At 38.1% G+C, this 20,557-nt stretch carries 26 protein-coding genes; 9 read left to right on the forward strand and 17 right to left on the reverse strand.

Translation table 11 applies throughout. From position 1 onward, the window contains the following. Positions 1-29: 29 nt before the first annotated feature. Genes QZN27_RS01395 through QZN27_RS01455 form a run of 13 tightly spaced genes read right to left on the reverse strand, consistent with a single transcriptional unit; the run spans position 30 to position 5,711 of the window. Positions 30-422, reverse strand: coding sequence for a DUF1959 family protein (locus QZN27_RS01395; protein ID WP_296782738.1), 393 nt, complete (start codon positions 420-422; stop codon positions 30-32). Positions 423-427: 5 nt separating this feature from the next. Further along, positions 428-736: an energy-converting hydrogenase subunit EhaL family protein gene (locus QZN27_RS01400; RefSeq protein ID WP_296782739.1), complete on the reverse strand. Its 309-nt coding sequence runs from the start codon at positions 734-736 to the stop codon at positions 428-430. An 8-nt stretch (positions 737-744) separates the two neighbouring features. Further along, positions 745-999, reverse strand: coding sequence for a hypothetical protein (locus QZN27_RS01405; RefSeq protein WP_296782741.1), 255 nt, complete (start codon positions 997-999; stop codon positions 745-747). Beyond that, complete coding sequence (locus QZN27_RS01410) at positions 996-1,868, reverse strand: respiratory chain complex I subunit 1 family protein (RefSeq protein WP_296782742.1); 873 nt, start codon at positions 1,866-1,868, stop codon at positions 996-998. Before QZN27_RS01410 ends, QZN27_RS01405 begins: the two co-directional genes overlap by 4 nt. Before the next feature lie 9 nt (positions 1,869-1,877). Continuing rightward, positions 1,878-2,093 carry a DUF788 domain-containing protein gene (locus tag QZN27_RS01415; RefSeq protein WP_296782743.1) on the reverse strand — a complete coding sequence of 72 codons (216 nt, stop codon included), beginning with the start codon at positions 2,091-2,093 and terminating at the stop codon, positions 1,878-1,880. 7 nt (positions 2,094-2,100) lie between these two features. Then, positions 2,101-2,772, reverse strand: a complete 672-nt coding sequence (locus QZN27_RS01420; RefSeq protein ID WP_296782744.1) for a hypothetical protein — start codon at positions 2,770-2,772, stop codon at positions 2,101-2,103. Positions 2,773-2,780: 8 nt separating this feature from the next. After that, a complete protein-coding gene (locus QZN27_RS01425; protein WP_296782746.1) occupies positions 2,781-3,461 on the reverse strand; it encodes an EhaG family protein in 681 nt (226 codons plus the stop codon). Further along, a complete protein-coding gene (locus QZN27_RS01430) occupies positions 3,461-4,054 on the reverse strand; it encodes an EhaF family protein (RefSeq protein ID WP_296782747.1) in 594 nt (197 codons plus the stop codon). Before QZN27_RS01430 ends, QZN27_RS01425 begins: the two co-directional genes overlap by 1 nt. Beyond that, a complete protein-coding gene (locus QZN27_RS01435) occupies positions 4,051-4,311 on the reverse strand; it encodes a DUF2107 family protein (protein ID WP_296782748.1) in 261 nt (86 codons plus the stop codon). The genes QZN27_RS01430 and QZN27_RS01435 overlap by 4 nt, the downstream gene beginning before the upstream one ends. Then, a complete protein-coding gene (locus QZN27_RS01440) occupies positions 4,304-4,573 on the reverse strand; it encodes a DUF2108 domain-containing protein (protein ID WP_296782749.1) in 270 nt (89 codons plus the stop codon). Before QZN27_RS01440 ends, QZN27_RS01435 begins: the two co-directional genes overlap by 8 nt. Before the next feature lie 2 nt (positions 4,574-4,575). Continuing rightward, a complete protein-coding gene (locus QZN27_RS01445) occupies positions 4,576-4,827 on the reverse strand; it encodes a DUF2109 domain-containing protein (RefSeq protein WP_296782773.1) in 252 nt (83 codons plus the stop codon). 4 nt (positions 4,828-4,831) lie between these two features. Next, positions 4,832-5,329, reverse strand: a complete 498-nt coding sequence (locus tag QZN27_RS01450; RefSeq protein WP_292603574.1) for a hypothetical protein — start codon at positions 5,327-5,329, stop codon at positions 4,832-4,834. Beyond that, positions 5,322-5,711, reverse strand: coding sequence for an energy-converting hydrogenase A subunit A EhaA (locus QZN27_RS01455; RefSeq protein ID WP_296782750.1), 390 nt, complete (start codon positions 5,709-5,711; stop codon positions 5,322-5,324). The genes QZN27_RS01450 and QZN27_RS01455 overlap by 8 nt, the downstream gene beginning before the upstream one ends. A 112-nt stretch (positions 5,712-5,823) precedes the next feature. On the opposite strand from QZN27_RS01455, the gene QZN27_RS01460 reads away from it, so the two are divergent. Together QZN27_RS01460 and QZN27_RS01465 are read left to right on the forward strand one after the other, a co-directional pair. Then, positions 5,824-6,756, forward strand: a complete 933-nt coding sequence (locus QZN27_RS01460; protein ID WP_296782751.1) for an NAD-dependent epimerase/dehydratase family protein — start codon at positions 5,824-5,826, stop codon at positions 6,754-6,756. An 11-nt stretch (positions 6,757-6,767) separates the two neighbouring features. Beyond that, positions 6,768-7,574 carry a CPBP family intramembrane glutamic endopeptidase gene (locus QZN27_RS01465; protein ID WP_296782752.1) on the forward strand — a complete coding sequence of 269 codons (807 nt, stop codon included), beginning with the start codon at positions 6,768-6,770 and terminating at the stop codon, positions 7,572-7,574. A gap of 28 nt (positions 7,575-7,602) precedes the next feature. Here the strand turns inward: QZN27_RS01465 and QZN27_RS01470 are convergent, their stop codons facing one another. After that, on the reverse strand, positions 7,603-7,974 hold the full coding sequence (locus tag QZN27_RS01470) for a hypothetical protein (protein WP_292603582.1): 372 nt from the start codon (positions 7,972-7,974) through the stop codon (positions 7,603-7,605). Positions 7,975-8,200: 226 nt separating this feature from the next. Between QZN27_RS01470 and QZN27_RS01475 the strand changes: the two genes are divergently transcribed. From QZN27_RS01475 to gatE, 7 genes are read left to right on the forward strand one after another with little or no spacing between them, the layout of a single operon-like run. Then, positions 8,201-8,752, forward strand: coding sequence for a helix-turn-helix domain-containing protein (locus tag QZN27_RS01475; protein WP_296782754.1), 552 nt, complete (start codon positions 8,201-8,203; stop codon positions 8,750-8,752). A gap of 20 nt (positions 8,753-8,772) precedes the next feature. Next, positions 8,773-10,437, forward strand: coding sequence for an AMP-binding protein (locus tag QZN27_RS01480; RefSeq protein WP_296782756.1), 1,665 nt, complete (start codon positions 8,773-8,775; stop codon positions 10,435-10,437). A gap of 9 nt (positions 10,438-10,446) precedes the next feature. Next, positions 10,447-10,722, forward strand: coding sequence for a 4Fe-4S dicluster domain-containing protein (locus QZN27_RS01485; RefSeq protein WP_296782758.1), 276 nt, complete (start codon positions 10,447-10,449; stop codon positions 10,720-10,722). Continuing rightward, entirely contained in the window at positions 10,723-11,838 is a 1,116-nt protein-coding gene (locus QZN27_RS01490) for a 3-methyl-2-oxobutanoate dehydrogenase subunit VorB (RefSeq protein ID WP_296782760.1), read from the forward strand. It begins immediately after the preceding gene. Between the two features lie 12 nt (positions 11,839-11,850). Further along, positions 11,851-13,290, forward strand: coding sequence for a 2-oxoacid:acceptor oxidoreductase family protein (locus tag QZN27_RS01495; protein ID WP_296782762.1), 1,440 nt, complete (start codon positions 11,851-11,853; stop codon positions 13,288-13,290). Positions 13,291-13,299: 9 nt separating this feature from the next. After that, the gene (gene gatD / locus QZN27_RS01500; RefSeq protein ID WP_296782763.1) at positions 13,300-14,610 is read left to right on the forward strand and encodes a Glu-tRNA(Gln) amidotransferase subunit GatD; all 1,311 of its coding nucleotides are present in this window, start codon (positions 13,300-13,302) and stop codon (positions 14,608-14,610) included. A 9-nt stretch (positions 14,611-14,619) separates the two neighbouring features. Next, a complete protein-coding gene (gene gatE, locus QZN27_RS01505; RefSeq protein WP_296782765.1) occupies positions 14,620-16,491 on the forward strand; it encodes a Glu-tRNA(Gln) amidotransferase subunit GatE in 1,872 nt (623 codons plus the stop codon). A 39-nt stretch (positions 16,492-16,530) separates the two neighbouring features. On the opposite strand, the gene QZN27_RS01510 is transcribed toward gatE, so the two are convergent. From QZN27_RS01510 to QZN27_RS01520, 3 genes are all read right to left on the reverse strand, one after another. Further along, positions 16,531-17,169, reverse strand: coding sequence for a queuosine precursor transporter (locus tag QZN27_RS01510; RefSeq protein WP_296782767.1), 639 nt, complete (start codon positions 17,167-17,169; stop codon positions 16,531-16,533). A 455-nt stretch (positions 17,170-17,624) separates the two neighbouring features. Continuing rightward, entirely contained in the window at positions 17,625-19,151 is a 1,527-nt protein-coding gene (locus tag QZN27_RS01515) for a hypothetical protein (RefSeq protein ID WP_296782769.1), read from the reverse strand. 227 nt (positions 19,152-19,378) lie between these two features. Then, positions 19,379-20,557, reverse strand: a 1,179-nt coding sequence (locus tag QZN27_RS01520) for an Ig-like domain-containing protein (RefSeq protein ID WP_296782771.1), incomplete at its 5' end; no start/stop codon positions are given.

The raw sequence follows: 20,557 nt of genomic DNA on the forward strand, positions 1-20,557 counted from the left end.
CCCTCTTTTATCTAATAATTAAATAAACATCAATATTTTGCTTCTTTTTTTAACAATTCAAATAATTCTAATTGTCCTTCCTTTAAGGCATCTTCATAAGATTTGCCGTTTTTAACTTCATTAACCAATTTCATTTTAAGGTTTTTCGCATCTTCATCAGATATTATCTCCAATGTGCCATTAAACCAACATAATCTCAAATCAACATTGAACTTCTGATATAAGCAGATGTCCTGAGCCGATTCGAATGTTGCATGTAATGCCTGAAGAGATGACATGTCAAACAAATGGAAGAAAACCTCCTCCAGCTCTTCAACAGTACAATCAAATTCCTCAGAAAGCGGAACTATAACATCCCTTTGCACTGCATAACTTTTAACAATTCTTCTTTGCATCAATTCTAATTTAGCGTCGTCATCCATTTCCATCACATCAATAATGGCCTTTTCAATAATACATATACAATAATTGCAATAATCAAACCAACTGCAGTTTCTTTTCTACCGTATCCCGGTCTTTCACCCATTACAAAACCTGCAAGGAGAAAACCGATTGCGGATAAAATAACATTGCCTGAACAAAATCCTAAAACCCATCCTACGATTGAAACAAGGGCAAATGGAACATTGAACTTGGTTACTGCAACAAATGGTTCCCCATGTTGCTTATAGCTATAAAGCAGACCAAGAATGGATCCCGCAGCAAATGTAATTAAATAAATCATATAATTTAACATAATATCTCCTACATAGGTTTATAAAGCAATATAAATGAACAAATTATTGCCAAAAATGTTATTACAAAACATATTTTCTCTATACTTTCTATCTTATGTGCAAAATTGCCCTTTGAAAGCAATACAAAAGCTGCCAGGACAATTCCAATTATAACTATCGGAGCGATGAGATATGAATGAATCGCAGTGGTCAACAATCCCACAACGATTATTCCGATAGCCACCAATGCTGTGAAATAAACAATAACATCCTCGCTGTTCATGCTACCACTCCTGTAAATATCATCAATGCGGTTCCTGCAAAGCAGATTGCTCCTATGGTAATTTGAGTCATTACTGAATGGTTCGGACTTAATAATGGTGTTGTCGCATTAATGAAACCTGTGACGAATGAAATCACAATCATTCCAATCAGATATCCTACGGCATTCAATGGACCGAAGAATATTGTCAGGAATACCCAAAGCAGCACATACCATGCAATAGCCTCTGAAAACAGCATGAATCCTCTCAAGAATCCAAAGTGTTCAGTTTCAAATCCTGAAATCAAAACCTTATCCTTAGTTATTGCAAACGGAGAGTATGGGGATTTAGTAATGATTAACATAAAGAACATCAGGGCTGCAAGCGGAATTGAATATATCAATGGACCATGGACTGATTGGTATGTAATGATTTCTCCAATATTCATTGTGCCGGTCACCAGGTAAACGAACACTATTGCGGCAAACAATGGAAGTTCTGTTGCCGCTGAAAGCACTGCCCTTACACAGCTTAACTTACCGTATGGTGAACCTGAACTTGAACCTGAATTGTGCTCAACAATCTTATAAACAGCATAAACGCCGAACAATATCAATAGGGAATCCTTTGCTACAGGACCTACAATGACCCCGACAACCCAAATCAAAGCTAGGATAAACACGATTCCAATATAAAATACTTTTGATACTGTTTTTGGAAATGCGGTTTCCTTGAAGAAGAATTTCAAAGAGTGTATCAGCTGCTGGACAATAGGTGGCCCAGGACGTTTCTGTACACGTGCCATCACTTTTCTGTGCAAACCTAAAAGCAAACTTCCTGCCAGGAATGCAATAATAACTTGAATCAATATTTCTGCCATCAAATTCATAATACCACTTTAATACCCAGTGAATGGCTCCTTCACTCTTTCTTCTACATCTTCAGGTTTTGGTTTCGCCATTGTCAATAAGCCAAGGGACAAAACCCATGTTGGAATACCAAATATGGCTACAGTATAAACAATCCATGCTTCAAAGTTGATAACCAGACATGCAAGAATAGCCAATGTTGATAAAACCAATAATATGATACATGTAATTCTTTGATTTACCATACTCCCACTACCACAATACCAATAATAATATTTCAACAGCTCTTACAATAATAAACAATGAACTTAAGTGAATAATAACGATATAAGGAGATCCTGCTGTTCTGAACATTTCTGCCTTACTTGCAAAGAACGGAGCTACTCCGCTTTCGCCTAAAATACCTATCAGCATCATCACAGCACCGAATACCACCATAGGACTTGCAGGCATTTGAGACAATACTGCAAGTGACAATGTGCCTGTTGCTGCAAGAATAATGGCTGCTCCACCAAACAAAGGCAAGCTGCACATCATGGCAATCAGACCATAATTGAATGCGGAATTCAATACGCTGGTCTGTTTAACTGCTGATACGATACCGATATTCAGGATACCCACCAAAGCCATGAACAGTGTAAAGTTGAACAGATCTCCTGTAATCATAGCTCCAGCAGAGGCAATACCACATATCACCGCTAAAAATCTTCTTTGCTTAAGCTCTTTCGGACCTACCTTAACTTCAGTATTATTCAGATAATGCATAGTAGCTTCGACTTGAGTTTCAGGTTTGCTTAAACCAATCAATACTGTAAATCCAAGTAAAACCGCAAACAGGAACAAGCTGAATGGAGTCAGGTACAATACAATGTCTCCAAGCTGGATTGTTCCAAGCAAATTTCCTCCAAGTGTAACGAAATCCATTTTCTCACCTACTCGTTATCGATATCCTCTCTCATAAGCAGGCCGATTAAACCTACTTTGGAAGCTACTTTTAATAATAATCCACATGCGGCCAAGAATAAACTTAATAACCAATATTGAGGAGTTACAAAGAACAATAGGAAACCTATTATCCATAAACACCATGAAATACCGGAAACACCGGCAATGCCATCCAACATCAATACCGGAAGTCCTCTTGCTTTTTTAGATAATGCATACAACACAATTCCTCCACCAGCAACTGCTCCTCCAGTAAAACCAGTGAGGAATATTCCATAACCGATCAGGACCAGTGCAATGAAATTAGGTGCAGTGGTCATGATTTCCATATCCAGAGAAAATGCCTGTGGGAAAATTGAAGAGGATTTGGTCAGATTAGCTCTTGGGTCCTGTTCAATTTTGCGCATTTCCCTTGTAATCAGAATTTCAGAAATTGCCAAGGTTTCAGCCAGTTCAACTACCAGACCAGGCAAAATCAATGCTTCAGCCAAGTCTGTTCCAACAGCAGAAACAACAAATATCATGGCAAGGCCGACAATATCTGTCAGAATGAGAATATGCAATTCCCTTCTGTTTATTGCAATTGCCATGGTTCCTATGAAACCAACTATCAGACCAGCATAGACTGCTGGCAGATACATGCTAATGAACGCCTGAGGAACAAACATCAGTTATCCCTCCTAAGTTGTTTCGCTCTTGCTTTAGCGTCATTTGCCTTAACTTGGCTAGCTACCTTATTTGAATCATCAATAGCCTTTTTTACATCTTTTTTGATTTCATCTTCATCATTTTTCCTGTTCATGGTATAATTGATTGACAACCATGAAGCTATGATGAATGCCATCATCAGGATGCTTGATTCGAGTATTGTATCGAAACCCCTTGTATAGTACAGTATTTCATCTATAAGTCCTCCAGGAGATGAATATATTGATGTTCCGAAGTAAGGTGAAATTGATGAGACAAATTGCGCCAGCGGTGACATATATCCCGTAATCATACCTAAGCTCTCAGCATTTTCAGGATATTGAGGATCAATATTACCCGGCTCTTTTAAAGGCACTCCACCTCTGTCATAAGGTGCAATGGCCAAACCTTCATCAACCTGCTCTTGAGGAGCAGGCCTTACATACAATTGGTCAGGATTCAATGCCAAAGGCACTATCAGACCTATTATCAAAATTATTCCAAGGCTAAATGCAAAAAGGCGCGGAATGTTTTTAGGCTCTGCCAATTTATTCCATAATACTCCAATCCTCATACATCTGCCCCCATTTCTTCCAAGCGAATAATCGCTCTAAATAAAATCAATGTAATAATAACAGTTGTTGCAAGCAATGTCAGTAATGCCAGAACATGATTGTAACATAATAATACCAGACAGACACCGATTGCAGCGATTTCAGTATTGAATGTCCTGACAACCGGATCACTAACTCCCGGACCCCAAGCGGTAGCAATACTTCCCACAATTGCTAAAAATATTCCGAAATAGAAAAACAATGAAACGCTAATCATTAGCCTCACCACTTGCGATTTTATTGGTTCTGATTTCCTTAATTTTCACAATGGATAAAATGAATACTAAAGTTGACAATGGACCTGCCAATGCCGCAAACAATGCAACATCCAAATATTTGAACAGTACAACAACCAAAACAAATCCGGCATCCATTATATCAAACATTATTATCTTGTCTAATGGTTTTTTCATGAATATGACGCCAAATGCTCCAATGACCATCAAGGCTATTGCAATTATTGATACGAGAAATTCCATTTTCATTCCTCCAGCAATATCTCATTATCTAGTCTATTTAATGTGTAAGCAATAGCATTAGCACTGATTGTTGAACATATAAAGAATGCTGCAGCAACAATAAGAGCAAATGGAGTATTAATTACCAATGCAATGATTGCAGAAACTCCAAAACCAATGACATTTAAATATAATAGTCTTTCAGCTCTGTTTTTTGTAACTAAAGCCCTTAATGCTACGAATATGACTATAATACCTATAATTTCAACATACATATAATCACTCTCTAGCATGCCTATTGAATTTTTTGGCGATTTTTCCTAAAACTACGGACATTTTGGCCTGGTCTATGCCCATGACAGTAAATATGGCTATGACCATTCCCACAATGAACATTTCAGGTGTCAAACCTATGAAAGATGCTAAAAATATTATTGCAGTAGCTGTCAGACATCCTGTAGTTCCGGCATATCCCGGATCGGCACATAACCTATTTCCAATAAATACCAGGAATGCTGCAATTATTCCTCCGGGAATTCCTAAAAGCAAGTATCCAATAGAAGCCATTAATGTACCAGCAGACGCATCCGGAGAACATAAAATGTTTCCTTGGAAAAATCCGCCAGCAATATCTCCCCCTCTTTTTTCGACATCTTTACCAATTATTCTGGCCCCTCTTACGCCAGGCTGCTCGGGAAGTCCGAAATATGTATCCACAATTACAAAATTCAACCAACAAAGAATTGCGGCAATTATTATTCCAATTACCTCATTCATTTATATCCTCTCCTGCATTTTCATCCAGAGGTTTTGGAAATACGAAATCAAATAAATATTTCACAAATAATGCTGATAAAACACCAATAACAACTGCTAGAACTAATCCGTTATACATGAAAGTATAATTTAAAACAAGAAATATTGAAAAAATACCAATAGCAATTATCGGAGTCGGATATAATGCACTCACATCAAAAGAATACCTATATGGTTTGCTAGGAAGTAAAGGCAGCCTTAAAACTAAAGCTACAATGATAGAGCAAACAATAGCTACAACATAAGCTAATAAAATGTCAAATGAAGATAAGCTTATATTGCTTAGCCCATAAAAATTACTAAACGAAGCAAAATATATGGTATCAAACACCAAATCAAACATATTATTAGACTCCTCTTACTTTAATAATATACATATAAAAATATATAAATATTGTTACTTAAAAATAATATTAATTGCTTAATTATAATTTAAATTAATTAATGGTGGCTTAATGAAAAATAAAAACATTTTAATTACTGGTGGAGCAGGATTTATCGGTTCTCACATTGCTAACGAGCTAATGGAGAGCAACAACATTACCATTATTGATAATCTCTCCACAGGCAACATTAAAAATTTAAAAAGCAAAGACCATGATAATTTAAATTTTATTGAAGGAGACATTTGCAATTTTAATTTGGATGATTTGACTTGCGATATCGATTACATTTTCCACCTTGCGGCAATGGCAAGTGTTCCATTGAGTATCGAAAGACCTGAGGAATGCAATGAAATCAATCTTAATGCAACAGTTAAACTTCTAAAATCAGCTGCAGACAATGACGTTGAAAAAATAGTGTTTTCATCATCATCCGCCGTTTATGGGGAAAACAAAAATATGCCTTTAAAAGAAACAGAGCCACCAATGCCAAAATCCCCATATGCCTCATCAAAGGCGAGCTGCGAGCTATACCTAAAATCATTTTATGAAAGCTATGGCTTAAAATATACTGCTCTAAGATACTTCAACGTATTTGGACCAAAACAGGACAAGAATTCCCAATATTCATCAGTGATTCCCAATTTCATCAGCGCTCTTCTTGAAGGCAAACAGGCTGAAATCTATGGAGACGGTGAGCAAACCAGGGACTTTGTCTATGTTGGAGACATAGTGAAAGCAAATATTGCCGCCAGTGAGGCGGACTACAACGGCATCATCAATGTTGCATCCGGCAAAAAGCTAAGCGTCAACAGATTATATGAAATTGTTAAAGATACATTAGGCAGCGATTTGGAACCTAAATATTTGCCTGAAAGGCCAAGAGACATCAAACACTCCCTAGCCGACATCAGCAACATGGAAAAGATTAATCTAAAAATCGATTCTGATAATTTCGAATCACAGCTTATAGAAACCATTAACTGGTTTAAAACTATTTTATAGGGTGTTAAAATATGGATAAAAGCATTACAGATTTCAATGTTCGTTTAAGAACTATTAGAATTAGGGACTTGATAGTAGGAATAATTATTACTGGAATCCTAACCGGACTATTGACCATTATCTTTCCAATAATCTCTGAGTCAGATGAACTGTTTTTTATAGTTCTCTTTTTGATTGGAGCATTGATGTTTGTTTGGGCACTCAGAGGAACAAGAGGACTTGATCAGAATATCGAAAACATATTCGAAGAGAATAATCGCAAAGAACTGCTTTACGTTTTTGCAATAAATCTGCTGTTCGCATTCCTATTTACATTTTTGATTTCCTCAATAGACATCATAACAAGTCTGACTGACCCCACATGGATTTCCACAGGCGTTGATACTGTTGACGTCGATTCAAGCGTTGTTATTCTTGATGCCATCGGCGCAATAATCTTCGCTCCGATTGTTGAAGAACTGGTTTTCAGAGGAGTGCTGTTCAACCGACTTAAAATCAGGACAGGAATCATTCCTGCAATGATAATATCATCAGTCATTTTTGGCCTTGGCCATGAATTCGGTGGAATAACCAGTGCAATCCTATTCGGAATCTGTATGTGCATATTATACACAAAAACAGACAATATCCTGATTCCAATGAGCGTGCACTTCCTAAATAATTTAACTGCAACACTTCTTAATGTCAGCGGCTTCAATGTGGTGATGACCGAATTGCCTTGGATTGTGCCATGCGCAATACTTTCAATAATTGGAACTGTTTATCTGATAAAATACATCATTAAAGAAAGTAAACAGCTTAAAAAACAGTACAACTGAATCTAATCAGTTCAATAAAAAAAAATAGTTAGTGGAATCCGCATCCACTGCAGGTTTCACATTTTTCTTCTTCTAAGGGATCATACTGTTTGTCTTCCTGTAAAGTGGCTGACAGGAAATACTGATCCATTTCATCCTTATTTTTTAAGACTGGAGAAATTCCTTTAAAATCACATTTTATATCACCAGTTCCACCAATATCCACAAGAATCGGTTCGCCTAATTTGAATCTTCTAAAATAAGCTTCAACTTCATCTTTTAAAGCTCCCGGAACTCTGAAATTAAAAGATAAAATATTATTCTCCTTCATTTTTAAACCAACATATTTCTGGTCAATTTCCAGGTTTAAGCCTAACTGCTTTTTGAAAATTATGTCAGTTCCTATCTCATTAGATGTCATTTGATTTTCTCCTTTAAATAATTAAATTAAAATTAAATGTTTGAAGTATTTAAAACTTTCCCATATTTTCAGCTGAAAATTAAAAATAAAATTTTTTGTTTAGAAAATTTATAATGAATTATCATGATTTTTAAAAAGGTTTATATAAAGTTAAATCCAAAACATATAATATTATAATATATCATTATAATAGAAAAAAAATCAATAAAAAAATAGGTGTTTATGAATGAATGAATACAACAAAGATATTGGAAATAGAATTAGAGAATTGAGAGAACTATCAGACATTACTATTAAAGAAATCGCACAAGAATTGAACATTACAGAAGAAACCTACATCCAATATGAAAACGCTGAAATTGACATTCCGGCAAGTTTCTTATATGAACTTGCACACATCTTTAAAGTTGATTTAGGATTATTATTAACCGGTGAAGAAAGCAGGATGAACATATTCGATTTAACCCGTGCAAACAAGGGAGTTTCAGTTGACAGAAGCAAAGAATATACCCACGAAAACCTATGTTCTAAATTCATTCACAAAAAAGCAGAAACCTTCCTTGTGGTTGTTGACCCTAAAAAGAACCCTACACCTTCACTAAACTCACACCCTGGACAGGAATTCAATTATGTCCTTGAAGGTTCCTTGAAAATTTATATACACAATAACGAAATCATACTGAACGAAGGAGACTGCATCTTCTTTGATTCAACACACAGACACGCAATGGTAGCACTTAACGATAAACCGGCTAAATTCTTAGCAGTAATCATATAATATTTATAGGAGTAATTTTAATGACATCAGTAATAGGAGATTTTGTAGAAAGAGTGGATTTTGACTCTTACGAAGACTTTTTTGAAAACTTTAAGCTTACATACAATGAGGATTACAACTTCGGATTTGATGTTGTAGACAAGTATGCAGAAATCGATCCGGATAAAATCGCATTAATCTGGACCAATGACCATGATGAGAATCATACCTTCACATTCAAGGAAATGAAGGAATATTCAAACAAGGCAGCAAACCTGTTCAAAAGTTTAGGAATCAATAAAGGCGACTGCGTAATGCTTACACTTAAAAACAGATATGAATTCTGGTTCTGTATGGTTGCATTGCATAAGATTGGAGCAATACCAATTCCTGGAACCCACATGTTAAAGCTTCATGACATTGATTTCAGAATAAAGGAAGCAAATGTTAAAATGGTGGTATCAGTTGAAGAGGATACATTATTGCCTGATTACGAAGCCGCAGAAGAATCATTAGGAATCAATTTGAAAAAGTTGGCAATTGAAACCGATAGGGACGGTTGGATAAACTTTAATGAAGCAATCGAAAAGGAAAGTGCAGTATTCGAAAGGCCAACCGGTGAAGACAAGACCTATGCTGAAGAGGTATTCCTAATCTACTTTACTTCAGGAACCAGCGGACTTCCAAAAATGGTGTCCCATAAGCATACCTATTCATTAGGCCACATTCCAACTGCAAAATATTGGCATAATGTTGTGGAAGACGGAATTCACCACACTGCTGCAGATACCGGATGGGGAAAGGCAGTTTGGGGAAACCTCTATGGACAATGGATTGCAGGAACCGGAATATTCATTTATGACTATGACAGATTCAATGGAATCAAACTGCTTGAAAAGATTATTGAAAATAAGGTGGACACATTCTGTGCACCTCCAACAATCTACAGGTTCATCATTAAAGAGAATATCGAAGGATATGACCTTTCAAACTTGAAATACGTTACAACCGCAGGAGAGCCTTTGCCTCCGGAAGTATCCGAAAGATTTTATGACTTGTCAGGCTTGAGAATCAAGGAAGGATTCGGACAGACCGAAACAACCCTTTCAATCGGAACATTCATATGGCTTGATGCAAAAGTCGCATCCATAGGTAAGCCTTCCCCATTATTCAATTTGGAATTACTGGATGAAGACCATAATAGGGTAGAAATCGGTGAAGAGGGAGAGCTTTGTTTCAAAATGAATGACGGGCCAAATCCAGGATTGTTTAAAGACTATGTGAATGATGAAGAAAAATACAAAAAGCAAATCCATGACGGATACTACCACTGTGGAGACACCGCATGGGTGGACGAAGACGGATACGTGCACTTTGTCGGAAGAAACGATGACATTATCAAGTCTTCAGGTTACCGTATCGGACCGTACGAAGTGGAAAGCGCTGTTCTTTCCCATGAAGCAGTGGCACACTGCGCAATTACCGCTTATCCTGATGAAGTGAGAGGTCAAATCGTAAAGGCAAGCATTGTTTTGCAGCCTGACTTCGAGCCATCAGATTCATTGACTAAAGACATACAAAATCATGTTAAAAGAGTTACAGCTCCTTATAAATACCCAAGAATGGTTGAATACGTGGATGAACTTCCAGAAACCATCAGCGGTAAAATAAGAAGGGTTGAAATAAGAGAAAATGACAATAAATAGATGATATAAATGACAGAAGAGATATCTTATCCAGTTATAAATAAGGAAATATGCAAAGGCTGTATGAGATGTATAGTCGGATGTCCTCAAAATGCAATATTACTTTCACAAGACATGAATGACGCAGGATATCAATTTGCCTATTACAGCGGCAATGGATGTACCGGATGTAAGGACTGCTACTTTACATGTCCGGAACCACTGGCGCTGGAAGTACATCAGTATAAAAAGATTGTAAACGATTCAGTAGCAAAAATGATTAAGGCCAAAGCAGGAGGAAACTAAATGAGCAATCAGATGGTTAAAGGAAATACTGCAGTCGTCATCGGCGCAATGTATGCCGGTTGTGACTGTTTCTTCGGATATCCAATTACCCCTGCAAGTGAAATCTTGCACGAGGCTTCAAAATACTTCCCTATGGTTGGAAGAAACTTCGTACAGGCTGAAAGTGAAGAGGCATCAATCAATATGGTTTACGGTGCATCAGGAACCGGCCACAGAGTAATGACCTCATCATCAGGACCTGGAATCAGCCTTATGCAGGAAGGATTCACTTTCCTTGCCGGCGCTGAATTGCCTGCAGTGATTGTGGACATCATGAGGGCAGGACCTGGACTTGGAAACATCGGCCCTGAACAGGGAGACTACAACCAGGTCGTAAAAGGTGGAGGACATGGAAACTACAAAAACATCGTTCTTGCTCCAAACAGCGTTCAGGAAATGTGTGATTTGACCATGAAAGCCTTTGAACTTGCCGATAAATGGAGAAATCCAGTAGTTGTTTTAGCAGACGGTACCCTAGGCCAGATGGCAGAACCTCTGGTGTTCCCTGAAAAAGCCGTTGAACCTAAAAACGACAAGCCATGGGCAGTGAAAGGTAATGCAGAAACCATGGAAAACCTAATCACTTCAATTTATAATGACTTTAACGAATTGGAAGACTTCAACTACAAGCTTCAGGAAAAATATGCAAAAATCGAAGCTGAAGAAGTAATCTATGATGAATATCAGGTTGAAGATGCAGATATCGTCTTGGTATCATTCGGTATCAGCTCAAGAATCGCAAGATCAGCCGTTGACAAAAGCCGTGAGAAAGGCGTGAAAGTGGGACTTTTAAGACCTATCACATTATCACCTTTCCCTGTTGACAGAGTGAAGGAATTGGCCGACAAGGGAGTCAGCTTCATTTCAGTTGAAATGAGCAATGGCCAACTCTTAGCTGACGTGCAGTTTGCAGCACTCAGAAAAGATGACACCCATCTGGTAAACAGAATGGGAGGAAACCTGATTGAACTTAAACAGATCCTTGCTAAGATTTATGAAATAGCAGGCATTGACGATGAAGACATAGACCTATCCGAAAGAAGTGAGGAAAAGGCCAGTCCAAATATAATAGATTAAGGATGTGGAAAAATGAGTGATAATGAAAACAAAGATTATGAATTACAGATACGTAGAAATCCACAATCCCTTTTAGAAGAATATCCTAGAAAAGGAACAAATATTCAATCTACTCACTACTGTGCCGGTTGTGGACACGGAATCCTACACAAATTGATTGCAGAATGTATGGACGAGCTCGGAATTCAGGAAAGATGTGTCATGATATCTCCTGTGGGATGTTCAGTATATGCTTATTTCTACTTCAACTGCGGAAACTTCCAGACAGCTCACGGAAGAGCACCTGCTGTTGCTACAGGAATTTCCAGAGCTGAAGACAATGCAATTGTCATGAGCTACCAGGGAGACGGAGACCTTGCTTCAATCGGTTTGAATGAAACCCTGCAGGCTGCAAACCGTGGAGAAAAGATGGCAGTATTTTTCGTAAACAACACCGTTTACGGAATGACCGGTGGACAGATGGCACCAACTACCCTTATTGGCGAGAAGACAGTGACATGCCAGACCGGAAGAGATCCTGACTATGCAGGACACCCTACACATATGTGCGAACTAATCAATACTCTAAAGGCACCTGTATACATCGAAAGGGTATCCCTTGCAAATCCATTGAAAATCAGACTTGCAAAATATGCAATCAAACAGGCACTGACCGTTCAGAAGGAAGGAAAAGGATATTCATTCGTTGAAGTATTGTCACCTTGCCCTACCAACCTGAAACAGGACGTTGCAAGTGCACAGAAATTCATTGAAGAGCAAATGGAAAAAGAGTTCCCTGTCAAAAACTTCAGGAACAACTTATACACCAAGGAACCTGTCCAAAGGCCTGCCAGTGACTTTTCAACCGAATCACTGGATAAGATATTTAACGTTAACAGAGGCGAAGGAACAGGATATGTCGATGAGGAAATGGAACCTGTAAGCATCAAGGTTTCCGGATTCGGCGGTCAGGGTGTTTTAAGTGCAGGATTGACAATCGCTCAGGCTGCATGTGCTGAAGGAAAACATGTTTCATGGTATCCAAGCTACGGACCGGAACAGAGAGGAGGAAAATCAAACTGTTCTGTTGTAATTTCCAATGAAACAATCGGAACACCTGTCGTTGATGACATTGACATCCTCATTGCCTTAAACAAGCCTTCACTGGAACAGTTCTCACAGGACGTTAAAGAAGGCGGAGTAATACTTTATGACGCTAAAATAGGAGAGTATGAAACAGACCGTGACGTTAAGGTCATTGCAATGCCATGTGTGGATATTGCAGAGGAACACGGCAATGCAAGAACTGCAAACACTGCACTTTTAGGAGCATTGACCGAATTGGGCGATGTTTTAAAACGCGAATCCTATGAAAATGCAATCAGAGAAATGTTTGCATCCAAACCTAAGGTCATTGATGTGAACATTGAAGTTCTAGAAGCTGGAGCTGAATGGATTAAAAACAATTCATAGTGTGATTTGATGACATATAAAGAAAATGCTGAAAAATATATTGAAAATTACGGTTTGAGTATAGGAGACACCATCAAAGTCAATAAGGAAGACATATCCTATACCGGTATCCTACTTGACAGGCCTGAAGACGCGGATGACGGTTATCTCGTCATAAAGCTGTCAAGCGGTTATAACATTGGAGTGGCTATCAAGGATACCACTGCAGAACTCATTGAAAAGGGCGACAAGCCTAAAATAGGTTATGATGAAACTGAAATTCCACATGATGATTCAAAACAGAACATTTCAATTGTATCAACCGGTGGTACAGTGTCTTCAGTTATCGATTATCGTACAGGTGCAGTGCACCCTAAATTTACCGCATCAGACCTTGTTAAGGCCAACCCTGAACTGTTGGATTATGCCAATTACAATGTAAAGGCATTATATAACATTTTAAGTGAAGACATGAAGCCTGAATACTGGGTGAAAGCCGCTGAAGAAATAGCCAATGACATTTCCGACGGTGCTGACGGCGTTGTGATAGCTCATGGTACCGATACAATGCACTATACCTCAGCCGCATTGAGCTTCATGGTCAAAACTCCCGTTCCAATCATCATTACAGGTGCTCAGAGAAGTTCAGACAGGCCTTCAAGTGATGCAAACATCAATTTAATAGATTCCGTGGTTGCGGCAAAGTCCGACATTGCTGAAGTCTGCGTCTGCATGCACGGAAGCCTTAACGACAAATACAACTACCTTCACAAGGGTACAAAGGTAAGGAAAATGCATACCTCAAGAAGGGACACATTCAGAAGCATCAACGCTCAGCCAATAGCTACAATCGAAAACAGGAAAGTTACTATTAATCCTGATTACAATTATACAAAACGTGGCGAAAATGAGCTTGAACTGAATACTGGCATTGAGGAAAAAGTCGGATTCATCAAAAGCTTCCCTGGCATTTCCGAAGAGTTTATCGAATATCACATTGACAAAGGATACAAAGGTCTTGTCATTGAGGGAACAGGTCTCGGACATGTGCCGAATGACCTGATTGATTCATTCAGAAGGGCACAGGACGAAAGGATTCCTGTGGTAATGACCTCACAATGCCTTTACGGAAGGGTAAACATGAACGTCTACTCAACCGGACGTAACATTCTGGATGCCGGCGTAATATCCGGCCGTGACATGACCCCTGAAACAACCTATGTGAAATTATGCTGGGCATTAGGCCAAAGTGACGATTACGAAAAGGTAAAAGAGATTATGCAAACCAACATTGCAGGTGAATTTAAAGAAAAATCCACAATCAAGGATTTCTTGAACTAAGGTGATAGCATGGAATACGATTATGAAAAATTAGGATTGAAAATGGGACTTGAAATTCACCAACAATTGAACAGTCAGCACAAGCTGTTCTGTCCATGTAAAACAGAGCTTGTTGACGATGATTTTGATGAACTTATCCAAAGGAAACTGAGGCCAACCCAATCAGAGCTTGGTGAAATCGACCGTGCTGCACTGCAGGAATCACTCAGGGGATTGAACTTCAAATATGAAAACTTTGCAAAGCACACCTGCCTTGTGGAAAACGATGACGAACCTCCTCACAGCCTGAACGAAGAGGCTTTGGACATCTGTATCACAATCGCATGCCTTATGAACATGCACATTGTTGACGAATTCCACACAATGAGAAAACAGGTTATTGACGGAAGTAACACAGGTGGTTTCCAGAGAACAGGAATGGTTGCAACCGACGGTTACCTTGAAACACCTTACGGAAAAGTGGTCATTGAAAGCTTAGGTCTTGAAGAGGACGCAGCAAGAAGGGTTGAAACCAAGGACGGATTTACCGAATTCAGGCTAGACCGTTTGGGAATACCTCTTGCAGAAATCACAACAGACCCTTCAATGCACCATCCTGATCAGGTAAGGGAAGTTGCATACATGCTCGGCCAGATATTGAGAAGTACAAACGTTAAAAGAGGACTCGGTACAATCAGACAGGATTTGAACATTTCCATTGCAGAAGGGGCACGTGTGGAAATCAAGGGTGTACAGGATTTAGATTTAATGGCTGAAATCGTAAACCGTGAAGTTCAAAGGCAACTGGCACTTATTGATATCAGAAATGAGCTCCAGACAAGAAACGCTGAAGTCTTAGAAGAGATTCATGACCTGGATGAGCTTCTTGAAGACACAGAATCCAAGATTTTGAAATCAGCTGAAACCATAAAGGCAGTTGTATTGAAAGGATATGACGGATTGATCGGTCGTGAAGTGCAGCCAGGAAGAAGATTCGGAACTGAAATTGCAAGCTATGCCAAAAAACGTGGCGTTGCAGGAATTTTCCACTCTGACGAATTGCCTGCTTACGGAATCAAACAGGATGAAGTTGACAAGATTGCTGAATTTTTAAACATCGGCGAAGAGGACGCATTCATCATTGTAGCACATGACGAGGACATCGCAATATCCGCTTTAGAGGAAGTTAAAAGAAGAGCTCAATTAGGTTTAGACGGTGTCGTTGAAGAGACAAGAAAAGCGCTTGATGACGGCAACACCGAATACATGAGGCCTCTTCCGACCGCAAACAGGATGTATCTTGAAACCGACATTCCGTTATTCAAGATTACTGAAGACAGAATCGAGCCTATTGCAAACAACCTGCCTGAACTGCCGGACGTCAAACAGGCCAGAATCATTGAAGAGTACAAGCTAAGTGAAGACCTGGCAACACAGCTTGTCAAAAGGCAAGAGGCAGACATGTTTGAGGCAATTTTGGCTGATGTTGATGTTGATGCAACACCTGTCGCTTCACTTCTTGCATATGACCTCAGGGAAATCAAAAGGGAAGGGCATGATGTTAATGTCTTAACTTTAGATCATTTCAAAGGAATATTCACATTATTGGCTGACGGCAAAATTGCAAAGGACAGCGTGAGAAAACTTGCAGTCGAAACCATCAAAGCACCTGACACAGAAATTTCAGAAATCGCCGAGAAAAGCAATCTGGTCATGATGAGCGAAGATGATGTGCATAAAATCATTTCAGATATTGTAGCTCAAAATGAAGGAATGGTTAAGGAACGCCAGATGGGTGCCATGGGTCCATTGATGGGAATGTGCATGAAACAGCTCAAAGGAAAAGCGGACGGTGGACTCGTAAACAAAATCGTTCGTGAAGAAATTCAAAAACTAATTTAGGGAAACTCTAATGAGTTTCCAATAACTCTTTTTTTAATTCTAATCAAACAGTGACCCCTCATCCAAGGTCCTTATATTTAAAATCACTTTTCGAGTTACAGGATAGAATATCAGTTCATACAATACCTTGAACACTATCTGACAGCAGATCATGGTCACAATCAATTCATTAGGCAGAACTCCATAGAATGAAATTGAAATGAAAATAACAGAATCAACGGTTTCCCCTATTACCGTACTCAATATAACACGTACAAAAAGCAGATCAGAGTATTTTTCCTTTGATTTGACAAGTATCTGGGAGTTTAAGAGATTGCCCAGCATATAGGAAACAAGCCCTGCAACAAAGAGTCGGGGAGTTGTTGAGAGAAGAGCTGCAAATGCAGGAGCATTGGGACTGCTTGAAGGAAACAACATGGCAACCTGATATAGGCCAACCGCCACAACATTGATGATGAAACCCAAATAGATAACATCCCTTGTCAGTTTGTAACCGTATATTTCAGACAGGATATCATTGACGATAAACAGTATCGGAAATGTCAATATCGAACAGGGCAAAGCTATGAAACTTATTTCCAGTGTCCGGGTAGCCAATATGTTGGATGCAATCATGCAGGCAAAAAATATTCCTGTAAGATATGCATATGCCTTAGTCTTGTTCATGTTTCCAAACATTTAATCACCTGTTGTTAATCATAATCTTTCATTCGGCATTAATCAATCTTTTGATTGGAACAGACAATGAAAAGGCTATGAACAATGCGCCATTTTTTCTTTTTATATTTTGTAATATAATTTAGGCATACCTAAAAAAATGCAAAGCTTTATATACTATGGTGACAAAGTAAGTAATAGAGATGAAATTTAGGTAAACCTAAAACACTCTACATTATTAGTCACAAATACTAATACTCTCCAAACTTAGAATTGTGTTGAATTAGATTTTTCACAATTTTCAAAATTTGATACAAGTCGTTCGGAAAATTAAAAAAAAATCTGCCAATATATAATTTTCCTCAAAAAAAACACATGGTGTTTAAACTAGTCACTTAAACACCAATACTCTCTCTTTTAGATCATTGCCAAAATCATAAATACTGCATATAATTACACAACAGATATTTTCCGACTCATATAATGGTTATTCTACTTTTTCCGGAAATTTTATATCTATAATCTGCAGTCATTATATTAACATTATAGCTTCCAGCTTTTAAGGTTTTAGTATTTAGTTTAGCAACACCCCTATTATCTGTTTTAACGGTGAAGACCTGTGAACCGCTTCCGGAAGTCAATTTAATTTTAATTTTTATTCTCTTAACGACTTTTTTAGTATTTTTGTTTTTAACTTTTACTTTAAAGTATTTGTCAGTATTGAAATTACTTTTTATACCCGGAGCTTTTACAGTTGTTGGAGTCTTAAAAAGCCTGTCAATGTTTCCGAATTTATGAATGCCCATATATTTCATTCTTGGAACCTTTGGAAGTTTATGTCCACCGACAGTCTTGCCTTTAAATTTAACGGTGTCGACCAATCCGCCTGAGGATACACCAACAAATCTACCGTTATCGTTTGCAGCATAACATTTAACTGAAGATGTTGTCCTATACTTCTTATCTGAAGCAGCTTTCCAATGAAGAACTACAATCTGCCTTCTGTTTACACCATATTTGTCGGTAGCACCTACTTTGATTGCGGCTTTAGCCGGATTCTTACTGTATTTTCCATAAGTGCTGTGACGATAATACTGTTTAAAATTAGGTGTGCAAAGGAATTGGCCAGGTTTCAATTTGCCTGTGATGATTTTATTTTTCCATGCAACAGCATATTTGCCGTTTGGAGCCTTAATTGCAAAATGTCCGAAATTTATGCTTCTCTTATACCTGTAGATCTTTTTTATGGAGGACATTTTAATTTTATTTGACTTAACCATATCCACAGCCAACCTTTGCATTCTTTTGATGAAACCATCGGAGTCGAGTCCGCCATTGCCTACCATCCACCCGTTAGAAAAGACGATCAAGTGAACAAAACCATTGGAATTGGAATGTTTCACGGCACGCAATCCCCTTATTTTACAGTGTTTTACGGTGATAGTGGATGCTCCGGTATTGTCCCTTCTAAAGCCTCCGACTGCCTCGGTATCGCTCACCTGCAAATAAAAAGAACAGCAGTCTTCGCCCGCAGGGGTTTTTGCTTTTGCGGTTACCTTTGCTTTAGAATCTTTAAAGACAACATAATTTTTAGAATCTTTGATTTGAACGGGCATTTTATAATTCCCTATCTTCAAATCATTGCCTAAAGGACATATTCTATTTTCATCATTGACATCTTCATGGCTGTTTGGTTTTAAATTCAAATCCAATGTGATTTTTCCCAAATCATCAGAGGTTTCATTATACTGTTTTCCATCTATAAATAAATTAATTTGTTTATTTTTAACTGGAGTTCCATTAGCATCTTTTATATAGCTTTCAAGAACATTATTCTCATTACAATACCACTCTATTCCATTTACCTCAATTTGAGAATCATTACATGCATTTTCCCCATAATCAATGCTCAATTCATTATCCTCATTTTCAAAGGAAGCCATGTCCTGCGAAATAATTTGCGTATCGTTATCCTGAGCTGAAACGGCACACAAAGTAATCAATAAAATTAAAAATATAAGAACAATATTAAAAGTCTTTTTGAAATCCAACTTCATAATTACCACCAACCCTAAGACTATATAAAATATCTATGTTTAAACTACTTAAAAAAACTGATGTCTTCAAAATCATAAACAAAAAATAGCGAAAATATGAATGGTTCTTAGAATATGGAATCAGCGGAAAATAGCTAAAAAATAAAAAAAAGTGAAGTAACCGCCGAAGCGAGCTACTTTTTAACTTTAGCAGTCTTTTTGACAGTGTCTTTGAGGTATGATGCCTGATAAGTTACCTTTTTGCCAACTTTGAGCTTTTTCAAGACTGATTTTTTAATGCTGACCTTTGCAACACCCTTAGAGTTGGTTTTTGCCTTGTAGGTTTTTCCCTTGAACTTGAAGACAATCACCTTATTCTTGAGATATTTACCGTTGACCTTTGCCAAACTTGCGGTCAATACCAATTTTTTGCCGGATTTTTTGACGGATGCTGATTTAAGGCTCACCAGATGCTTTACGACAACCTTATTCTTGGCGCTTGCCCCATTATATCTGATTTCAATGGAATGTGAGCCAACCTTAAAGTTACTGTCAATCCTAACTGTAAGAAATCCGTTTTTATCTGTCTTGAGGTTTTGCATCTTGTTGTCAATGAGAACGGCTACGTTTTTCCCTTCACTTTCAGGATTTCCGTCATCACCGATGATTCTTGCCTTATATTCGGCATTGCTCGCATAGTATACTGTCAGGTCATTATTGTTTTCAATGCGGTTTACAATCTTCAATGTCCTTGTCGCATTTCCGGCAATCTCTGAAGAAACAAACACGGAATATGTGCCTTCATTCAACTTCGCCCTAAAACTGGCAATTCCCCCTTCATCAGTCATTGCATAATACTGATTTGACAGAACAGTAAATGAAATCAATTTATTTGCAATGCCATTTCCATCCTCATCAACGAGTTTAACCTGATAGTCATAGTCACTATTCCAGGAGCGAAGCATGTCATGTGCATCAAGTGATGCTGATTTGACATGAATGTTGATTTTTGTCTTGTTGGACATATAGTTGTCATCACCGCTGTAGGTTATTTTGGCAGAATGGTTGCCTGATTCGAGTTTTGGAATAATGATTACACAACTTCCGTTTAAAAATGAAGCGGTGTAGACATTATCTGCCAATTTAACTGTTACTGTTCCTGTTGCATTTTGCGGAAGGACAATTGAAATTTCAGCATTTTCATCAACGGTAAGACTGATATCTGCGACGTCCAATGAAACATTTTGCTTATTTTGAGATTCATGGCTTTCATTTTCAAGAATTTCCATCAGGATTCCTTCCCTTACGCCATTTTTGCAGAAATGAAGATATGTCACGTTGAAATATTCGGCGATTGTTTTCGTAATGATTAA

Origin of the sequence: uncultured Methanobrevibacter sp., from assembly GCF_900316895.1 — an archaeon.
Lineage (GTDB): Archaea > Methanobacteriota > Methanobacteria > Methanobacteriales > Methanobacteriaceae > Methanocatella.

Excerpts from the sequence above, each read along its gene's own strand:
- QZN27_RS01395 (WP_296782738.1), bottom strand. The coding sequence starts at position 422 with ATGGATGACGACGCTAAATTAGAATTGATGCAAAGAAGAATTGTTAAA.
- QZN27_RS01400 (WP_296782739.1), bottom strand. The coding sequence starts at position 736 with ATGTTAAATTATATGATTTATTTAATTACATTTGCTGCGGGATCCATT.
- QZN27_RS01405 (WP_296782741.1), bottom strand. The coding sequence starts at position 999 with ATGAACAGCGAGGATGTTATTGTTTATTTCACAGCATTGGTGGCTATC.
- QZN27_RS01410 (WP_296782742.1), bottom strand. The coding sequence starts at position 1,868 with ATGAATTTGATGGCAGAAATATTGATTCAAGTTATTATTGCATTCCTG.
- QZN27_RS01415 (WP_296782743.1), bottom strand. The coding sequence starts at position 2,093 with ATGGTAAATCAAAGAATTACATGTATCATATTATTGGTTTTATCAACA.
- QZN27_RS01420 (WP_296782744.1), bottom strand. The coding sequence starts at position 2,772 with ATGGATTTCGTTACACTTGGAGGAAATTTGCTTGGAACAATCCAGCTT.
- QZN27_RS01425 (WP_296782746.1), bottom strand. The coding sequence starts at position 3,461 with ATGTTTGTTCCTCAGGCGTTCATTAGCATGTATCTGCCAGCAGTCTAT.
- QZN27_RS01430 (WP_296782747.1), bottom strand. The coding sequence starts at position 4,054 with ATGAGGATTGGAGTATTATGGAATAAATTGGCAGAGCCTAAAAACATT.
- QZN27_RS01435 (WP_296782748.1), bottom strand. The coding sequence starts at position 4,311 with ATGATTAGCGTTTCATTGTTTTTCTATTTCGGAATATTTTTAGCAATT.
- QZN27_RS01440 (WP_296782749.1), bottom strand. The coding sequence starts at position 4,573 with ATGGAATTTCTCGTATCAATAATTGCAATAGCCTTGATGGTCATTGGA.
- QZN27_RS01445 (WP_296782773.1), bottom strand. The coding sequence starts at position 4,827 with ATGTATGTTGAAATTATAGGTATTATAGTCATATTCGTAGCATTAAGG.
- QZN27_RS01450 (WP_292603574.1), bottom strand. The coding sequence starts at position 5,329 with ATGAATGAGGTAATTGGAATAATAATTGCCGCAATTCTTTGTTGGTTG.
- QZN27_RS01455 (WP_296782750.1), bottom strand. The coding sequence starts at position 5,711 with ATGTTTGATTTGGTGTTTGATACCATATATTTTGCTTCGTTTAGTAAT.
- QZN27_RS01460 (WP_296782751.1), top strand. The coding sequence starts at position 5,824 with ATGAAAAATAAAAACATTTTAATTACTGGTGGAGCAGGATTTATCGGT.
- QZN27_RS01465 (WP_296782752.1), top strand. The coding sequence starts at position 6,768 with ATGGATAAAAGCATTACAGATTTCAATGTTCGTTTAAGAACTATTAGA.
- QZN27_RS01470 (WP_292603582.1), bottom strand. The coding sequence starts at position 7,974 with ATGACATCTAATGAGATAGGAACTGACATAATTTTCAAAAAGCAGTTA.
- QZN27_RS01475 (WP_296782754.1), top strand. The coding sequence starts at position 8,201 with ATGAATGAATACAACAAAGATATTGGAAATAGAATTAGAGAATTGAGA.
- QZN27_RS01480 (WP_296782756.1), top strand. The coding sequence starts at position 8,773 with ATGACATCAGTAATAGGAGATTTTGTAGAAAGAGTGGATTTTGACTCT.
- QZN27_RS01485 (WP_296782758.1), top strand. The coding sequence starts at position 10,447 with ATGACAGAAGAGATATCTTATCCAGTTATAAATAAGGAAATATGCAAA.
- QZN27_RS01490 (WP_296782760.1), top strand. The coding sequence starts at position 10,723 with ATGAGCAATCAGATGGTTAAAGGAAATACTGCAGTCGTCATCGGCGCA.
- QZN27_RS01495 (WP_296782762.1), top strand. The coding sequence starts at position 11,851 with ATGAGTGATAATGAAAACAAAGATTATGAATTACAGATACGTAGAAAT.
- gatD (WP_296782763.1), top strand. The coding sequence starts at position 13,300 with ATGACATATAAAGAAAATGCTGAAAAATATATTGAAAATTACGGTTTG.
- gatE (WP_296782765.1), top strand. The coding sequence starts at position 14,620 with ATGGAATACGATTATGAAAAATTAGGATTGAAAATGGGACTTGAAATT.
- QZN27_RS01510 (WP_296782767.1), bottom strand. The coding sequence starts at position 17,169 with ATGTTTGGAAACATGAACAAGACTAAGGCATATGCATATCTTACAGGA.